Below are 19,469 nucleotides of genomic sequence, written 5' to 3' on the forward strand. Positions count from 1 at the left end.
GCTCACCCCTTCACCTTCGGATCGAGCGCGTCGCGCAGCGCGTCGGCAACCAGCGAGAAGGCCGTCACGAGCAGCGCCATCGCCGACGCGGCAGCCGCCAGCTGCCACCATTTACCCAGCAACAGCTCGTTTTGCGCCTCGTTCAGCATCGATCCCCACGACACCACGCCGGCCGGCACGCCGAAGCCGAGGAACGACAGGATCACCTCGGCCTTGATGAAGCCCACCACCAGGATCGAGAGCTGCACCAGCGCCACGTGGCTGACGTTCGGGAAGATGTGGGCGAACATCTGGCGCCACGCGGAAGCGCCGATGGCCTGCGCCGCGAGCACGTACTCGCGCGCCTTGTGGCGCAGGTACTCGGCGCGCATCAGCCGGTACGGCCCGGTCCAGCCGGTCAGCCCGAGGATCAGCACGATGGTGGCCACGCCCTTGGTGTGCAGCACCGCGGCCACCGTGAGGATCATCAGGATGGACGGGATCGCCGTGAACACGCTGTACAGCCACTCGAACAGGTCGTCGACGATGCCGCCGAAGTAGCCGGCCAGCGCACCCGCCAGCGTGCCCAGGCCCACGGCGAGGCAGGCCGCCACCAGGCCGACGACGATCGACGTCTCGGCCCCCTTGATGGTTTTCTGCACGATGTCGTGGCCCCATTTGTCGGCACCGAACGGCAGCGTGGTGCGGCGCGCGTGCGCCGCGGCGCCGTCCGGCAGCGTGGCGCGCAGCGCGGCCAGGTCGGCGGCGAGCGGATCGAACGGATTGGCGCGAACGGCCGGCGGCGCCGCGGCGGGCGGAGCGGAAGCAGAAGCTGAAGCGGAAGGCGCCGCGCCGAGGAACGATGGCGGCGCGTAGCTGACGCCCACCTCCCGCTCCCAGCCGGCGGCAAGCAGCCCGGCGGCGGACAGCGCGACCAGCACCAGCCAGCCGGCCACCACGGCCAGCGCCGCCATGGCCAGCCGGTCGGCGCGCAGCCGCCGCCAGGCAAGGGTCCACAGGCCGGCCTGGAATCGCGTCATGCCAGCCGTCATGCCGGCCGCACCCGCGGATCGGCCACCCGGTACAGCACATCGGCCAGCAGGTTGAACACCATCGTGGCGGCGGCCACGTACACCGTGATCGCCTTGATGACGGGGAAGTCGCTGCGCTCGACGGCCAGGATCACTTCCCTGCCGATGCCGGGAATGCCGAAGAAGCGCTCCAGCAGGAACGCGCCGATCAGCAGCGCCGGCAGGCTGGCCATCACGTGCGTGATGATCGGAATCGCCGCGTTGCGCAGCACGTGCACCCACATCACGCGCCGCTCCGGCAAGCCCTTGGCGCGCGCGGTGCGCACGTAATCCTGGCTGGCTTCGTCCAGCACGAAGCTGCGGTAAAGGCGCAGCGTGGGCGCCACCGATACCGCCAGGCCGATGAGGATCGGCAGCGGCGCATAGCGCAGCAGGTTCTCGCCCAGGCTGTCGCCCCAGCCCTGCACCGGAAACAGGCCCAGCCGGTAGGCCAAGCCGTACTGGAACGCGATGATGTAGACCAGGATCGACACCGACATGGCTGCCGTGCAGGCCACCATCACGGCGCGGTCGGTCAGCGAACCGCGCACGAAGGCGACGGCCAGCGCCAGCGCGATGCAGAGCGCCGTTTCCAGGATCGTCAGCGGCACCAGCACCGTCAGCGACGGCCCCAGGCGCGACGCGATGATGTGGCCGACCGGTTCGCCGGTGGCCCAGCTCTGGCCGAAGTCGAACGTGGCGATCTGTTTCACGAAGATCAGCAACTGCACGTGATACGGCTCATCGACGCCCAGCTGGCGGCGGATGCCGGCGATGGCTTCCGCGCTGGACATCTTCCCGGCCAGTACATAGGCAGGATCGCCGCCGACCCAGTTGAATAGCGCGAACACCAGCAGCACGACGCCCGCCATGGTGGGCAGCATCTGCCACAGGCGGCGCAGGAGGAATGAAAGCATGGATGGGCCGCTGGTCGAAAACGTAACGGTAACGCAAAACCTTACCGCACGGCAGTGCGTCGTTTACACATAATAAAGTTGCTACATGAAAAGATAAGCAAAGAAGTGTATCAATTCGCCCACAACGTTGATATCCCAATTGTTCAAACAGGAAATCTTGAGATGGCCGAAGATCATTGCAGAAGATGCGAAGTCAACAAAATTTTCTGTTTTTACTTGCCTTGCCTATATCTTCATCGCCCAGCCATACATTTCGGCAAATACACTTCGACAACTATTTATTTGACCGTCATCAAGGCGAAATGATTACATGCAGCCTCAAGGAAGCAGAGCGCTTCCTGAAAACGAGCAACGGATACGCACACAACGCCGCCTTTGTAGCTCATCAGAAATTATTTGTGGAGGTAGTACCCATGGTAGAGAAAATGATGGCACGTTCGGTTCGCCTGTTATACGCGGGCGGCCTGATGGCCACGCTGGGCATGGCAGGCACGGCCGTGGCCCAGGACAGCACGAATATCCAGCGCGTCGAGATCACCGGCTCGAGCATCAAGCGCGCATCCGCGGAAACCGCGTCGCCGGTCACGGTGATCGGCCGCGACGAACTGCTGCGCTCCGGCAAGAGCACCGTGTCGGAATACCTGCAGACGCTGACCGTCGACGGTGCCGGCTCGCTGCCGACCGGCTTCGGCAACGGCTTTGCCGCCGGTTCCACCGCGATCTCGCTGCGCGGCCTGGGCGCCACCTCCACGCTGGTACTGCTGAATGGCCGCCGCATGGCGCCGTTCGCACGCGCCGACGATGGCCAGAAAAGCTTCACCGATATTTCCACCGTGCCGATGCAGATCGTCGAGCGCATCGAGATCCTGAAGGATGGCGCGTCGTCCACCTACGGCGCCGATGCGATCGCCGGCGTGGTCAACATCATCCTGCGCAAGGACGTGCAAGGCCTGGAAGTGAAGGCCGACACCGGCTGGTCGCGCTATGACGACGGCAAGGCCAACAAGGCTTCGATCACCTACGGCATCGGCGACCTGGACGAAGACAAGTTCAACTGGGTGGTCAACGCCGAATACAACCAGAGCGACCGCATCAAGAACAGCGACCGCGCCAACCGCCGCGCCCATATCGGCAACGGCGACCTGCGCGGCTACGGCTTCCCGATCGGCACCCAGTTCGCCGGCGGCTACATCAACGGCACCAACAACGTGAGCCCGTCGCCGACCGGCATGGTACGCGACCCGGTGTCCACGAACTACGTGAATCTGCCGGGCTGCTCGGCGATCTCGACCACCACCGACCAGACCGGCGCCAAGGGCGGCTGCCTGTACTACCAGGATCAGTGGCGCGACATGCAGCCGGAGATCGAGTCGCTGAACCTGTACTCGAAGGGCACGTGGCAGATCAACGCGGACACCCAGGCTTACGTGGAACTGGGCTACTCGAAGCGCTCGACCGCCTTCACGATGACGCCGCCATCGGTGACGCCGACCGTGGCCTTCCCGCCGAACGCGCAGACGCCGCAAGGCTTCATCAACTACGGCAACCTGAACCTGATGTCGGCCGCGCACCCGCAGAATCCGTTCGGCGCGAACGCCCGGATGCGCTACATCGCCGCCGACATCGGTCCTTCCGAGCGCAACGCGGACAACGAGTTCCGCCGCTTCGTGGTGGGCGTCAAGGGTTCGGCCATGGGCTGGGACTACGACACCGGCTTCACCTACTCCGATTCGAAGCTGGACCTGCTGTACACGAACATGCTGAACATGAACGTACTGACGCAGGCGCTGAGCAATCCGGCCTCGCAGTACTTCCCGTACTATATCGGCGCGGAAGCCGGCCGCAATCCGGCCTCGCTGTACCAGGCCATGGTGGTGAATGCGATGTCGCATTCGAAGACCAGCCTGTCCGTGATCGATTTCAAGGCATCGCGCGAACTGCCGATCGCACTGCCGGGCGGTAACATCGGCCTGGCCTTCGGTGCCGAGCACCGTCGCGAGAAAGTGTCGAACCCGTCGCTGGCCGGTTCCGAGAATGGCTCGATCAACTCCAGCTATGTGGCCGCGTTCGGCGACTCGAAAGTGTCGGCGGTGTATGCCGAGATCCTGGCGCCGCTGCTGAAATCGCTGGAACTGTCCGCCGCCGTGCGTTACGACAAATACGACAACTTCAATTCGACCACGCCGAAAGTGGGCCTGAAGTGGACGCCGGTCCGCACGTTCGCCCTGCGCGGCACGTACACGGAAGGCTTCCGTGCGCCAGGCCCTGCGGAAGGCAGCTCGGCATCGCAGTCGACCGGCACCTCCACCGTGCGCGACCCGATCCGCTGCCCTGGCAACGTTCCTGCCGCCGGCGGCGCCACGGCGACCGACTGCGCGATTCCCGTGGCCGCCGTCAAGGTCGGCGATGCCAACCTGCAGCCGGAAACGTCGAAAGGCATGACGCTGGGCCTGGTATGGGATCCGTTCGAAGGCACCAGCGTGGCGCTCGACGGCTGGAAGATCAAGCGTGAAAACGAGATCAATCCGCTGCCGTACAACGAAGCGGCCGCGCTGCCGACGGCGATCCGCAACGACAACAACCTGGTGCAGAATGGCCAGGTGATCCCGAACTCGGGCACGCTGATCCTGACGCAGGCGCCTTACCGCAACTCGAGCTACACCGAGATCTCGGGCGTGGACCTGGACATCAAGCAGCGCCTGCGCCTGGGTAACTACGGCCGCGCCACGGTGGGCATGGTGATTACCCACGTGGCATCGTGGGCGCGTCACGAAAGCGCGACGACCTCGTACCAGTTCGCCGGCACGCACGGCAACTGCGATACGTCGAACTGCGCCGGCACGCCGAAGAACAAGGTCAACCTGAACGCTTCCTGGGATATCGGCGCGTGGAACTTCACGAGCAACCTGAACTGGCGCGACAAGATGAAGAATATCTCGTTCGAAGGTGCCGCCTGTGCGTCGACGCTGGCCAATGGCCAGCCGGGCACGAAGGATTGCGAAATCGCTTCGTTCACGACGGTGGACCTGTCGACCCGCTTCAACGTGAGCAAGAACTTCACGCTGTTTGCATCGGTCAACAACGTGTTCGACAAGATCGCCCCGCTCGATCCGCTGACCTACGGCGGCATCAGCTACAACCCGATGGATGCATCGGGCGCGATCGGCCGTTACTTCCGGGTTGGCGCGAGCTACAAGTTCTTCTGACCTGACTGTCGCAGTGCCACAAAGGCGCCCCATTTGGGGCGCTTTTTTTATCTGTTGTATTTACGTAACATACCATCGCATGCTGGGTATGTCGTCGGCATCCCTTTGCCAACTCCGAATTCACAGATGTACATTCTATTGATGTAACTACCAAACGCTTCGTAAGGACTTTGTTCATTTGACAAATCCTTGGCAGCGGTCCGCTACTTTTCCTTACATTCGCCGAACAAAAATTGACAAGAAGCATCGATAGATGGTTTGATACGCACCCCCGTGATTATTTGTGAGAATCACAGGGGCTAGTGGTTACTGTATACCAGTTACTTCCAGTTGCAGCATGGGCTGCGCCGGCGGCCGCCCTACCCGGGCGGCCGCCGCTTTGTCGTTCGCAATAACCTGAAAGAAGTTTCATGATTGAGAAAGTATTGTCTCGCTCGCTGCGCGTAATGTTCGCGGGCAGCCTGGCGATGGGCATGCATGCCGCGACCGCGCAGGAAGCCGGCGAGCAGCCCATGCAACGCGTTGAGATCACCGGCTCGTCCATCAAGCGCATCGCCGCCGAAGCGTCGCTGCCGGTGCAGTCCTTTAACCAGAAGGACATCAAGAAAACCGGTGTCACCACGGTTACCGACTTCATCCAGCAGATCCCGGCGATGCAGGGCTTCACCGCGGCGGCCCAGTCCGTCGGCGGCGGTGGTGGCGGCGTTACCACGGCATCCATCCACGACATCGGCGAGCAGTACACGCTGGTGCTGCTGAACGGCCGCCGCATCGCGCCGTCCAATTCCGGCACCACGATCGACCTGAACTCGATCCCGCTGTCCGCCGTCGAGCGCGTGGAAGTGCTGACCGACGGCGCCTCGGCGCTGTACGGTGCCGACGCCATTGCCGGCGTCGTCAACTTCATCCTGAAGAAGGGTGCTTCCGACTGGCAGATCGACGCCAAGTACAACAACCCGGAACGTTCCGGCGGCGCATCGAACTCGATCTCCATCTCGAAAGGCTTCGGCGACATCGATGAAGACGGCTACAGCGTGTTCTTCTCCGCCAGCCACGACGTGCAGAAGTCGCTGAAGGCTTCGCAGCGCAACTTCGCCAAGAGCGGCTTCATCAACTTCACCGACCCGGCCACCGGCAAGGAAATGCTGTTCGCGACCGGTTCGAGCCGCGCGCTGCCGGCCAACGCCTCGGTGCGCTACACGGCTGCCGACGGCACGGCGAAGGCTGTGAACCTGAACCCGTACGCACTTTCGCACAACGGCGCCTGCGCACCGCTGAACGCCGACCTGTACGGCGACGGCAACTGCTACTTCGATTCCTCGTCGACCATCGAGATCAACCCTGAAACGAAGCGCGATGGCGTGTTCAGCTCTGGCGAACTGAAGCTGGGCAATACCGGCTTCCGCGGTTTCTACGACTTCGCGTTCACGAAAGCCAACGTGCGTTCGGCGATCGCCCCGTTCCCGGCGCAGTTCTCGATTGCCAAGGACTCGTCGCTGTACAACCAGTACATCCTGCCGTACCTGACCGCCGAACAGGCTGCCGGCGTGACGGCCGTGAATGCGAACTACCGCCTGATGGAAATGGGCAACCGCACGTACGACTACGGCACCAAGGCCACCCACCTCGTGGCCGGCGTGGACGGCAGTGCGTTCGGCTGGGACCTGAACTCGGCGTTCACCTGGTCGCGCAACCGCCAGACGCAGGACTACGTCAGGGGCTTCCCGCTGGCTGCGAAGTTCGAATCGGCGATCGATGCCGGCCTGCTGGACCCGTTCAGCTACGGCCTGGGCCAGATGCCGGAGGCGATGAAGAACACGCTGCTGGGCACCGGCTTCTCCGGCCTGTACCAGACGCAGACCGTGATCATGAAGGGCTGGGATGCGCGGGGCTCGCGTGAAGCGTTCAAGCTGCCGGGCGGCACCGCCATGCTGGGCGTGGGCGTCGACTACCGCGACACCAACTATCACGTGGATTCCGAGAGTGTCGCGGAAAACGCCGAGATCCTGTATGAAGGCGGCGCCGTCGACAGCGGCTACCACCGCGCCAACGCGGGTGCCTACGCCGAGCTGATGATGCCGTTGACGAAGTCGCTGGAAGTGACCGCCTCGGCGCGCTACGACCGGATCGGCGCCGTCAAGGACAACGTCGGCGGCAAGACCTACGGCGACACCGAAAGCGCCAACACCTGGAAACTGTCGGGCAAGTACTCGGCCACGAAGAACCTGATGTTCCGCGCCGCGGCCGGCACCGGCTTCCGCGCCGCGACGATGCAGCAGATCGCCGGCGTGCAGGAAGACTGGGGCGTCACCGCAGGTACCTACAACTGCCCGCTGGCCGGCACCAGCCATCCGCTGGCGTCTTACTGCAACGGCATCGGCCGCACGCAGTTCGAGGCATTCCGCGCAGGTAACGCGGAACTGAAGCCGGAGAAGTCGAAGCAGTGGTCGATCGGCACCGTGTGGGAACCGCTGAACGGCCTGTCGTTGGCACTGGACCTGTGGAACGTGGAAATCAGCGACCAGGTGAGCGACGTTGCCGAATCGCGCATCTTCGCCGACCCGGTCACGTACGCGAACCTGTACACCACCAAGTACCTGAACTCGACCGGTGCCAACGAGCTGGCGATCATCTATGCGCCGATCAACATCGGCAAGACGGAAAACCGCGGCATCGACTACGACCTGACCCACAAGATGAACGTGTGGGGCGGCCGCCTGACGAACCGCCTGGCCGGTACGTACCTGCTGCGCTCGCGCTACACCGAGCCGGGCACCGACGACGTCTGGACCACCAGCCTGAATCGCTACGGCAGCAACGACATGGTCAGCTTCCGCCACGTGATCAAGGCGTCGACGTCGTTCGAGACGAAGCAGCTGACGCACACGCTGACCGCTTCGTACCGCAACGGCTACGTCGACAAGGCGTGGAGCGTGGACGACTGCACCGTGATCGCGGTCGGTTCGGGCGAATGCCAGGCCGTCACGCTCGACGTGCCGAGCTACACCACGTTCGACTACCAGGTGGCCTACCGCCCGCTGAACAACGTGGAAATCTCGGCCGGCTTCCTGAACATGTTCGACCGCAACCCGCCGCTGTCGCTGCGTAACGCCGGTTCGCACCAGATGGGCTACAACCCTGCCTACTCCAGCGCGCTGGGCCGGCAGCTGTACATCTCCGGTTCCTACCGGTTCTGATGTCCCCCGGGCCTCGCGGCCCGGTGGCCCAACGAAAAGCGGCGCCTCGTGCGCCGCTTTTTTTTTGCGCGAAACCGGGGCGCAGCAGGAGTTGTTGCCAAAAACCGGGGTCAGACCCCGAATTTAGGAAATATTGCCTGGAACCGGGGTCAGACCCCGATTTCAGGCAATATTTCGTTCTCTATTCTCCCTTCAGGCGGCGCTGGCGGACGGCGTCGGCGAGCTGGTCGAGGACTTTTTCGCTGGCTTCCCAGTCGATGCAGCCGTCGGTGACGGATTGGCCGTAGGTCAGTTCCTTGCCCGGCACCAGGTCCTGGCGGCCGGCGACGAGGTGGGATTCGACCATCACGCCGACGATGCGCGTGTCGCCGCCGGCCACCTGGCCGGCGATGTCGGCGCAGACCGGTACCTGGTTCTCCGGCTTCTTCGAGCTGTTCGCGTGCGATGCGTCGATCATCAGGCGGGCGGCCAGGCCGTGGCCGGCGATCGCGGCCGAGGTTTCGGCGACGCTGGCGGCGTCGTAGTTCGGCGCCTTGCCGCCGCGCAGGATGACGTGGCAGTCCTCGTTGCCGCTGGTGGAGACGATCGCCGAGTGGCCGCCCTTCGTGACCGACAGGAAGTGGTGCGGCTGCGACGCGGCCTTGATGGCTTCGACGGCGATCTTGATGTTGCCGTCGGTGCCGTTCTTGAAGCCCACCGGGCACGACAGCCCCGACGCCAGTTCGCGGTGCACCTGCGATTCGGTGGTGCGGGCGCCGATCGCGCCCCAGGCGATCAGGTCGGCGATGTACTGCGGGCTGATCACGTCGAGGAACTCGGTGCCGGCCGGCAGGCCCAGCTCGTTGATGTCGCGCAGCAGTTCGCGCGCCATGCGCAGGCCGTCGTTGATGCGGAAGCTGTTGTCCATGTACGGGTCGTTGATCAGGCCCTTCCAGCCCACCGTGGTGCGCGGCTTCTCGAAGTACACGCGCATCACGATTTCCAGGTCGTCCTTCAGGCGCTCGCGCACCTGGACCAGGCGGCGCGCATATTCCATCGCCGCCTTCGGATCGTGGATCGAGCACGGGCCGATGACCACCATCAGGCGGTCGTCCTGTCCATGCAGGATGCGGTGCAATGCCACCCGCGCGCCGGACGCCGTGGCGGAAGCGGCTTCGGTGCAGGGGAATTCGCGGATCAGGTGCGAAGGGGGCGTCAGTTCCTTCATCTCGCGGATGCGCAGGTCGTCGGTGCGTTGCATGGTGCTCTCCTGGAAAAATGCGGCGTGATCATGGTCTGGAAAATGCAGGTAAAAAAAAACCGCCATCACTGGCGGTTTATTCGTATCTGCTGGACTCGTTTGCTTCTCGCTTACGTGCACCGGCCTTTACTCAACCGCCTGGAGGCAGGGAGCCAAAAGTAGAAAAAGCCGGTAAAGAAAACAAAGCGGTGCATGGAAACAGGTCCTATGAGTTGAGTTCACTATAACAACAAGCCGCGCGGTTTGGCAAGCAATTGTTTGACGGAAGGCATTGCCCTACCGGCCAGTTCGGCATACGCGGCGCTAGCACACGTGGGACGGCAGCATGGCTACAACAAAAACGCGCCGTCGAATGCATTTTATTCAACAACGATTTGTGGACGATCAATACCGTGTCAAAGTGTTATTGCGAGCTGATGCATATAAGTGAAAGCATCGGCTACTTCCTGGCAGTTCCACGCAACTACTTGAGGAGAATCCCCGTCCATGAATACCTCCCGCCCACGCTCTCCCCGCTTCCTCCGCCTCGCCGCCATCCCCCTCGCACTCGCTTCCCTGTCCGCCCACGCCCAGCAGGCCCAGGAAGGCCAGGTCGCCCGGGTGGAAATCACCGGTTCGTCGATCAAGCGCATCCAGTCGGAAACGGCAACGCCGCTGACGGTGTTCCGCGCCGAGGAGTTCGTCAAGCAGGGCCTGACGACGGCGCAGGAGGTGCTGGACCGGATCCCGTCGAACCAGAGCAGCTTCGGCGCCGCCAACGCGGTGGGCGGCAATGCCAGCGGCCTGCCGACCGGCGGCCAGGCCACGGCCGACCTGCGCGGCCTGGGCGGCGACAAGACCCTCGTGCTGCTCAATGGCCGGCGCCTGGCCACCCACCCGTACGACGGCGCCAGCGTCGACCTGAACCTGATCCCGGTGGCGGCGCTCGAGCGCGTCGAAGTGCTGCGCGACGGCGCCTCGGCGATCTACGGCACCGATGCGATCGGCGGCGTGATCAACTTCATCACCAAGCGCGGCGTCGACCGCGCCACCATCGCGCTGGAAGCCACGTTTCCCGAAGAGACGGGCGGGCGCGAACGGCGCGCCAACCTGACCGCCGGCGGCGGCGACCTGGACCGCGACCGCTGGAGCGTGCTGGGCGTGTTCGACTACCACAAGCAAGATGTGATGACGTCGCAGCAGCGGCCCTTCTCGGCCACCGGCGTGATCCCGTCGCGCGGCCTCAACGAAACGTCGGGCACGCCGTTCCCGGCCAATTACTTCGACCCCGGCAGCGAGGTGGCAGGCAACCCGTATTTCGCCGCCGGCTGCGATGCGCCGCTGTCGGTCCCGCGCGCCAGCGACGGCACCTGCCGCCAGGACTACACGCGCCTGATCGACAATATCCCCGAGCAGGAGCACGTCACCGCCTACGGCAAGGCCAGCATGAAGCTGGGTGCCGACCACACCGCGTCGGTCGAACTGCTGTACTCGGTGAACAACGTGATGTCGCGCACCGCGCCGCCGCCGCAGACCGGCCTGGTCCTGCCATCGACCAGCCCCTTCTATCCGGGCAACGCGGGCGGCGTGCCGGCACAGCCCGGGCTGTCCGGTGACCCGCTCAATGTCAGCTGGCGGCCCACCGAGGCCGGACAGCGCCAGATCCAGTCGAAAGGCCGGGGCACGCGCCTGGTCGGCTCACTCGAAGGGGTCATTGCCGGCTGGGATTACCAGGGCGGCCTGAGCTTCTCGGTCAGCCGTTCCGAAGAGAATTTCACGGGCGGCTACGTGCAGGATGCCAGCTTTGCCGCGGGCGTCCTGAACGGTATCCTGAACCCGTTCGGCCTGCAGGACGAAGCGGGCCGCGCCTATCTGGCCACCACGGCGCTGCGCGGCCGCGTGCAGGATGCCAAGAACCAGCAGACGGCCTTCGACCTCAAGGCCAGCCGCGAGCTGTTCGACATGGCCGGCGGCAAGTTCGCCGTCGCGCTCGGCACCGAGCTGCGCCACGAGAACGCCGACTTCAACGTCAACCGCGAGATCGCCAGCCAGGCCACCAGCTCGGGCCTGTCCGGCTCGCTGTCGAAGGATGGCAGCCGCACGATCCAGGCCGTGTTCGGCGAAGTCAGTGCACCGTTCATGAAAAGCCTGGAAGCCTCGCTGGCCGCCCGCTACGACCACTACAGCGATGCCGGCAGCACCTGGAATCCCAAGGCGTCGCTGCGCTTCCAGCCGCACCAGGCGCTGGTGCTGCGCGGCTCGGCCAGCACGGGGTTCAGGGCGCCCACGCTGTTCGAGAAGAACGCCCCGCTGTCGCGCAACGATACCAGCAACAGCTACGACGATCCGATCCTGTGCCCGGGCGGCGTGCCGCAGCCGGGCGCCAATCCGCTGCGCGACTGCGACCTGCAGCAGTTCAAGCTGCAAGGCGGCAATCCCGACCTGAAGCCCGAGAAGTCGCGCACGTTCTCGGTCGGCGCCGTGTTCGAACCGGTGCCGGCCATCACGCTGGCGGTGGACTACTGGGACATCCACCTGCGCGACAAGATCGGCGCGCTGCCCGAACAGACCATTTTCGGCAACTTCGAGCGGTACCGCGACCGCTTCCTGCGCTTCGCGGACGGTTCGCCGAACGCGATCCTGGACCTGAACGAAAACCTCGGCAAGGTGGAAACGGACGGCATCGACGTCAGCCTGACGGCGCGCACGCCGAACCAGAGCTGGGGCGGGCTCACGTTCACGCTCGACGGCACGTGGGTGCACAGCTACGAGTACCAGAACGAACGCGAGGGCGAGTTCATCCAGAACGTCGGCCGCTATGCGGACAACAACGTGGTCTTCCGCTGGCGCCACAACGCGGCGCTGTCGTGGCGCTCCGGAGCGTGGAGCGCCACCGTCGCCCACAACTTCAAGACGCGCTACGACGACCAGAACCTGGTCGCTGACGAGTACTTCAACCGCGTGTCGTCGTACAGCCTGGTGAACCTGTCGGGCACCTACACAGGCTTCCGGAATGTCACGCTGACCGCCGGCGTGAAGAACCTGTTCGACAAGGATCCGCCGTTCTCGAACCAGGGCACCGTGTTCCAGAAAGGCTACGACCCGCGCTACACCGACCCGATCGGCCGGGCCCTCTACCTGCGCGGCTCCTACACGTTCTGACCAAAAAATGGGGACGGACCCTGTTTTTCAGGAAATTTCCTGAAAAACAGGGTCCGTCCCCAATTTTGAAGTGGCGGAGCGAGGTTACGCGGTGCCGCCGACGGTCACGCCGTCGAGGCGCAGGGTCGGCTGGCCGACGCCCACAGGCACGCTCTGGCCTTCCTTGCCGCACACGCCCACGCCCGGGTCCAGCTTCATGTCGTTGCCGATCATCGATACGCGGTTCAGCACGTCCGGGCCGTTGCCGATCAGCGTGGCGCCCTTCACCGGGTAGGTGACCTTGCCGTCTTCGATCATGTAGGCTTCGCTGGCCGAGAACACGAACTTGCCGTTCGTGATGTCGACCTGGCCGCCGCCGAAGTTCACCGCGTACAGGCCGTTCTTCACGGAGGCGAGGATCTCGCCCGGGTCCTTGTCGCCGGCCAGCATGTAGGTGTTCGTCATGCGCGGCATCGGCAGGTGCGCGAACGATTCGCGGCGGGCGTTGCCCGTCACCGGCATCTTCATCAGGCGCGCGTTCAGCGTGTCCTGGATGTAGCCGCGCAGGATGCCGTCCTCGATCAGCGTGGTGCACTGCGTGGGGTTTCCCTCGTCGTCGATGTTCAGCGAGCCGCGGCGGTCCTGCAGGGTGCCGTCGTCGACCACCGTCACGCCCTTGGCCGCGACGCGTTCGCCGATGCGGCCGGCAAACGTGGACGAGCCCTTGCGGTTGAAGTCGCCTTCCAGGCCGTGGCCGATCGCCTCGTGCAGCAGGATGCCGGGCCAGCCCGGGCCCAGCACCACGGTCATCGGGCCGGCCGGGGCCGGGCGCGAATCCAGGTTGACCAGCGCGCCCTTGACGGCATCTTCGGCGTACTGCGTCAGCAGTTCGTCGGTGAAATAGCCGTAGTCGTAGCGGCCACCGCCGCCGGACGAGCCCATCTCGCGCCGGCCGTCCTGCTCGACGATGACGGTGACCGACACGCGCACCAGCGGGCGGATGTCCGCCGCCAGCACGCCGTCGCTGCGCACCACCAGCACCACGTCGTATTCGCCGGCCAGGCCGGCCATCACCTGCACCACGCGCGGATCCTTGGCGCGGGCGATTTTTTCCACCCTTTCCAGCAGCTTCACCTTGGCCGCGGCATCGAGCGAGGTCAACGGATCATGCGGCAGGTACAGCGAACGGCCACCCTGCTGGGCCAGGCTGCCGGCCACCTTGATCTTGCCGGCGCCGGCGCGCGCGATGGTGCGCGTGGCGGCGGCCGCGTCGAGCAGCGCCGCTTCGGAAATCTCGTCGGAGTACGAAAACGCGGTCTTCTCGCCGGACACGGCGCGCACGCCCACGCCCTGGTCGATCGAGAAGCTGCCGGTCTTGACAATGCCTTCCTCCAGGCTCCAGCCTTCGTTCTTGGTGAACTGGAAGTACAGGTCGGCGTAGTCGACCTTGTGCGTGAACATGGTGCCGAGCGTCTTGATCAGCTTGCCTTCGTCCAGGCCGAACGGGGTCAGCAATACATCGCGCGCGACGGCCAGCGACGTGAGGTTCGGTTCGAATGGTTTCATGGTGTATTTCCCGAGCTATGACTGGCTGTCATTGTAGTGGATTCATCGGGCGGACGCCGCCGCCCCGCCGCGCCTGCATCGTCGGCGCCTTGCATTCTTCAAGCTCACATGGTCCGATGCCGCAGCGCCGGCAGCTTCTGCCGCACGCTGTCGATCAGCTCGCGATCGACGAGTCCGCCGCAGACGCCCTCGCCCTCCTCGATGATCGCGCGTACCTCGCCCCACGGGTCGATCAGCTGGCTGTGGCCCCAGGTGCGCCGGCCGTTGACGTGCGTGCCGCCCTGCGCCGCGGCCAGCACGTAGCACTGGTTCTCGATGGCGCGGGCGCGCAGCAGCGTGTCCCAGTGCGCCGCCCCGGTCGTGTAGGTAAACGCGGCGGGCACCACGATCAGGTCCACCGGCCCCATCGCGCGGAACAGCTCCGGGAAGCGCAGGTCGTAGCAGATCGCCATGCCCACCTTGCCGGCGCCCGTCTCGACGGTGCCGACATGCTTGCCCGGCACGATGGTGCGCGCCTCGTCGTACGATTCGGTGTCGGTGGCAAAGCCGAACAGGTGGATCTTGTCGTAGCGCGACACCTGCGCGCCGGCCGGGTCGAACACCAGCGTGGTGTTGAGCACCTTGCCCGCCTCGCCGCTGACCAGCGGCAGCGTGCCGCCGAACAGCCAGATGCCGTGCGTGCGTGCCAGCTCGGCCATGGTGGCCTGGATGATGCCGCTGCCGAGCTGTTCGGCCAGCGCCACCTTGTCGGTATCGCTCATGCCCATCACCGGCCAGTACTCGGGCAGCACGACGAGGCCGGCACCGTTCGCGGCGGCCTGCCCGACGAGGCGGCGGGCGGTGGCGATGTTTTCGGCCACGTCGGGCGTGGAAACCATCTGGACGGCGGCAACGAAGTTGGGAACGGTGGTCATGACGGCCTCACTGGGTTCGGGTGGTGGTGGACAGATCCGGCGTGGCCAGGTCGCTGCGGCCGGATTCGAGCCTGTTGTTGTCGAGTTTCGTGATGACGGGCGCCTTCCACGGCCCCGTCACCTGCATCTGGTACGTCAGCGCCTTCATCATCGGCTGGGACAGGAACAGCTGGGCCAGGTAGCTGCCCAGCCCGATCACGGGATTGACGGCCAGCGCGTAGACCAGCGGCGCGGTGCCGAAGTTCAGCTCCGGGATCACGACCACGTGCAGGTCCGCCGACTCGTTGGCGATGTCCGCCGTGCCCGCCATCAGCACGGTCGCCTGCACGCCGTGCATTTTCAGGTCCTCCGTCTTCACGATGCCGCGGTCGATCTGCGCATTGGCCGTCAGGCCGTCGAACTGCAGCCCTTGCGAGAACACGTCGTTGAAATCGAACTTCAGCAGCCGCGGCAGCGCCTGCAGGCTCAGCACGCCCAGCAGTTTCGCCGCACCCGGATCCTGCTTCAGGAACTGGCCCTTTTCCACGTTCAGGTCGAGCTTGCCGGACAGCGTGGGAATATCGAGGGAGTACGGCAACCCCTGCCAGGCGATATCGCCGGACAGCTTGCCCTTGCCGCCCTTGACCGTGTCGGCAAAGCCGAAGCGCTCCAGCAGCTTGCCCGCATCGTGGATCTCCAGGTTGAAATTGAGCGCGGTGTTGTGCCGCTCGCCCGATTGCCGGCCGCGCTGGTCGTCCTGGCGGCCGCCGCGGCTGACCCAGCGGCCGGTGCCGTGCAGCGCGCCGTCGGCATTGACCAGCGCCAGCTTCGATACGCGCCATTCGCGCGACGAGGTGATCAGCGCATTGTAGGCCTGCAGCTCCAGGCTGCCCAGCGGGCGGTTGAACAGCTCGAAGCGCTCGGCCACGATGTCGAGGGCGGGAATGGCCGGCGAACTGGCCGACTGTTCCAGCATGTCCTTCACGTCGCCGGCCGCCGATTCGGGGATGATCAGGCTGGACAGGCGGGCCGTCACCTTGCCCATGCCGCGCCCGGTCGGCGATTCGGCCCAGGTGATATAGCCGTTGGCCTGGCGCGAATCGATGCTGGCCTGCCAGGTGCCGCCGCGGTGCGTGGCGCCCAGCACCACACCGTCGAGCTTGCGGCTCGCCAGGATCAGTTCGTCGGCGCGCGCCGCCATCGTTTCCGGCACGATGTACTGCGCCAGGTTCATGCCCTCGCCGCCGCCGGTTCCGGCACCGCCGTTCCCTTCCCCGGCGCCGGCGATGTCGGTGCCCAGCGCCAGCCATTCGTCGACGTTCAACGTTTTCATGCTGACGTTCAGCCCCATGCCGCTGTCCGGCTCCGGCGCCGGCGTGTTGACGCCGATGCCGCCGCGCAGCAGTTGCCATGCGCCGCGCTCCTGCCCGCGGTTTTGCCGCTGGCGCTGGTAATAGGCGGCCACGGTGTTGCCGAGCGAGATGCGGATATCGTCGCGCGCCAGCCCCGCTTCATCGGTGGCCGCGCCGTTCAGCACGAAGTGCAGCGGCAGCGCATCGGCGGCATTCTTGACGAGCGGTGCCGGGAAATCCAGGTCCACCCCGGTCAGCAGCGATTCGACGACGACCTGGTAGCGATGGTTGTGCGCGGTGACCAGGCCGTTGTAGCGGGCGCCGCCCTTGATGTGCCGGGCCAGCCGCTGCATCGCCGGCGATGGATAGGTACGGCGCAGGCCGTCGGCCGTGACGTTGCCGCCGATCCGCACGGCGATCGTGCCGTCGCGCTGCGTGCCGCCGCCGACGCTCAGCTGGCCGCCCAGCAGCGTGCCGTTCAAGCCGTTCAGGTTGACGCCACGCTCGTTGAATTCGATCTTGCCGGTGGCCAGCAGCACGGGCGGCATGTCGTTCCACAAGGTCACGTCGTTGCCCTGCAATTGCAGCGTGCCGTTGACCTTGCTGTCGAGCAGGCGGTTCAGCGGCAGGTCCAGGCGCAGCGCCAGTTTCGCGTTGCCGGTGGCCGTGGTCTGGTCGGTGAAGTGGCCGATCCAGCCCAGCACCGGGCTGTTGGCCACGTAGCGCAGGTAATCGCTCATCGCGCCGGCCGCGTTGCCGTCGATTTCCAGCACGCTGTCGTGGTGGATCAGGTCGGCGATGACCGCCTTCACGTCTGCCAGGGCGACGTTGCCGGTCCTGGCGGTATCGGCGCGGATCTCCATGCGCGCGCGCTCGAACACGAAGCCGCCGCGGATCTGCTCGGCCAGCGGCCACAGCGGCGACTTGCCATCCGGCGCGAAATGGGCCGGCTCGTAGTTCAGCTTGCCGTCCAGGATGCGGCCGGCGATGCGGAACTGCCCCTTGCCGGCATCGGGCGTATCGGCCGCGAAGGGAAAATGCGCGAGGTCGCCGGCCAGCCGCAGCGACACGTCGTGCGCGCTGCCGCCTTGCAGCGCGCCGGTCAGCCAGGCTTTCAGGTGTTCCGGCGTGGCGATCGGCAGGTAGCGGCCGATGCGGTTGATCGTGAAGCCATCCAGCCGGCCTTCGATGTCGGCGATGCCGGGGCCGGCAAGCCTGCCGTCTTTCCCGGCCGGCAGCACGTGGCTGCCGGACAGCTTGCCCGTCAGGCCGTCCTGGTCGAATTCCAGCTGGCCCAGGTCGACGCGCATGCCGTCGCCGTCGCGCGACCACGAGGCATCCAGCACCAGCTTCCTGAACGGCATTTTCGCCGTGTCGAACCAGGCGGGCATGTCGAGCACGAAACCGGGCGCGTCGAGCACCACGCTGCCGCCGCTGTCACGCGCATCGATGGTGCCGGACAGCCGCTCGAAACCCGGCAGGGCCGGAATGGCCGGCAACGCGGCCGATGTGCCATCCGCCGGCACGGCCGCGCGCGCGGCCAGCGCCGCCACGCCGAATTCGCGCAGGTCCGCCCTGATCCGCCATCCGGCCGGTGCCGACAGCGGCCCCTGCCACTGCGCATGCAGGTTTTCCACCCGCCCGCGCGGCGCCAGGTCGGCCAGCAGGCCACGCTGGGCGGCCGGCAGCGGCAGCCGCGTGGCCAGCCCGGCCAGCGCCTGCAAGTCCAGCGCCGGCGCCGTCACTTCGGTGCGCGCCGGAGTGCTTTTCGTAGCGGCCGTGGTGCGCTCGGCCACCGTGGTCGGCGCCAGCACGGCGCCGTCGCGGGTGCGCAGCGTCAGGCCGGTCACGCTGGCGCTGTGGCCGTAGGCGCCGGGCGCGTTGCGGTCGGCGCCGCGCGGTGCCTTGTCCTCGCTGAAGGCAAGCCGTCCCGCCAGGGCGGCCAGGTCCAGCCGCGGCAAATCCGGGCCCAGCGTGGCGACGACGTCGTCCAGCGCCACGTCGGCCGTCGCGCCCGTCAGGCGGGCGCGGTCGATGTCGAACCAGGCCTGCAGGCTGCCGCGGCCGGATTCCAGCTCGTGCGGATACGGCAGGTGCGGTTTCCAGGCGGCCAGGTCGGCGCCCTTCACGGCCGCATACAGCGTGCCGCGCCATTGCTTGACGTCGGCCGCATGCTGCGTGAATGCCGGCTGTTTGAAATCGGCGCGGATGTCGAGCGTGCCGCCCAGCCCGCGCGGCGGCGCGGCCCTGATGCCGAAGCGATGCCGGCCCCAGCTGTTGTGCAGCACCACGTGCACGTCCTGCAATGCCAGCGGCGCGGTGCCGCGCAGCGCATCGGTCCATGTCACCCGGCCCTCGCGGATAACGATCTCGCGTTGCGCCAGCAGCCAGTCGGCACCGCTGCCGTCATCCTTGCGGTTCGGGTCGAGCAGCACGCCTGCCACATAGAGCTTGCCATCGGCCTCGCGCCGCACGTCCAGGTTCGGCCGGATCAGTTCGAGCGATTCGAAGCGCACGCCGAACGACGCCAGGCTCCACCACGACAGCGTGGCCGAGACGCTGGGCAGCCGCAATGCCTGCCGGCCCGCGTCGTCGCGCAGCACCACGTCGCCCAGGAACAGGTTCGGCCGCAGGCCGGACCAGGAAGCATAGATGCGTTCGATCGTGACGGGATTGCCGGCGGCGCGGCTGGCCAGCCGTTCGATATCGTCCTTGTAGTGATCGATATTGGGCAGCACGACCCAGCGCAGCGCAAGGAACAGCAGCGCCAGCGCGAAGTACACGACCAGCACCAGCTTGATCGTGAATCCCAGTATGTGGTGGGTGGCCAGGTTGCACAGGCGGTAAGCAGCCTGGAGGCGGTGCCAGCGCGCAACCAGCGGGCCCTCGCCTGTCAGCTCTTTCTCTGCCGTTTGTTCCGTCAACGCAC

Annotated in this window: 9 protein-coding genes; 3 read left to right on the top strand and 6 right to left on the bottom strand. The window is 65.9% G+C overall.

The features are described from left to right. Positions 1-2: 2 nt before the first annotated feature. On the bottom strand, positions 3-1,019 hold the full coding sequence (locus ACY34H_RS22830; RefSeq protein ID WP_464979759.1) for an ABC transporter permease: 1,017 nt from the start codon (positions 1,017-1,019) through the stop codon (positions 3-5). An 8-nt stretch (positions 1,020-1,027) separates the two neighbouring features. Then, complete coding sequence (locus ACY34H_RS22835; protein ID WP_464979760.1) at positions 1,028-1,966, bottom strand: ABC transporter permease; 939 nt, start codon at positions 1,964-1,966, stop codon at positions 1,028-1,030. A 428-nt stretch (positions 1,967-2,394) separates the two neighbouring features. On the opposite strand from ACY34H_RS22835, the gene ACY34H_RS22840 reads away from it, so the two are divergent. Next, complete coding sequence (locus ACY34H_RS22840) at positions 2,395-5,172, top strand: TonB-dependent receptor (RefSeq protein WP_464979761.1); 2,778 nt, start codon at positions 2,395-2,397, stop codon at positions 5,170-5,172. Positions 5,173-5,582: 410 nt separating this feature from the next. Further along, positions 5,583-8,369 carry a TonB-dependent receptor domain-containing protein gene (locus ACY34H_RS22845; protein WP_464979762.1) on the top strand — a complete coding sequence of 929 codons (2,787 nt, stop codon included), beginning with the start codon at positions 5,583-5,585 and terminating at the stop codon, positions 8,367-8,369. Between the two features lie 181 nt (positions 8,370-8,550). Here ACY34H_RS22845 and aroG read toward each other — a convergent pair whose 3' ends face one another. Beyond that, positions 8,551-9,609, bottom strand: a complete 1,059-nt coding sequence (gene aroG / locus ACY34H_RS22850; protein WP_464979763.1) for a 3-deoxy-7-phosphoheptulonate synthase AroG — start codon at positions 9,607-9,609, stop codon at positions 8,551-8,553. 486 nt (positions 9,610-10,095) lie between these two features. Here aroG and ACY34H_RS22855 point away from each other — a divergent pair, with 486 nt between their 5' ends. Further along, complete coding sequence (locus ACY34H_RS22855) at positions 10,096-12,750, top strand: TonB-dependent receptor plug domain-containing protein (RefSeq protein ID WP_464979764.1); 2,655 nt, start codon at positions 10,096-10,098, stop codon at positions 12,748-12,750. Between the two features lie 84 nt (positions 12,751-12,834). Here the strand turns inward: ACY34H_RS22855 and tldD are convergent, their stop codons facing one another. The 3 genes from tldD to ACY34H_RS22870 all read right to left on the bottom strand — a co-directional run bounded on the left by tldD (position 12,835) and on the right by ACY34H_RS22870 (position 19,464). Beyond that, positions 12,835-14,295, bottom strand: coding sequence for a metalloprotease TldD (tldD, locus tag ACY34H_RS22860; protein WP_464979765.1), 1,461 nt, complete (start codon positions 14,293-14,295; stop codon positions 12,835-12,837). A 104-nt stretch (positions 14,296-14,399) separates the two neighbouring features. After that, positions 14,400-15,209: a carbon-nitrogen hydrolase family protein gene (locus tag ACY34H_RS22865; RefSeq protein ID WP_464979766.1), complete on the bottom strand. Its 810-nt coding sequence runs from the start codon at positions 15,207-15,209 to the stop codon at positions 14,400-14,402. A 7-nt stretch (positions 15,210-15,216) separates the two neighbouring features. After that, positions 15,217-19,464, bottom strand: coding sequence for a YhdP family protein (locus tag ACY34H_RS22870; RefSeq protein ID WP_464979767.1), 4,248 nt, complete (start codon positions 19,462-19,464; stop codon positions 15,217-15,219). Between the last annotated feature and the right edge of the window lie 5 nt (positions 19,465-19,469).

The sequence above is a fragment of the Pseudoduganella sp. jia 9 genome, assembly GCF_055502615.1.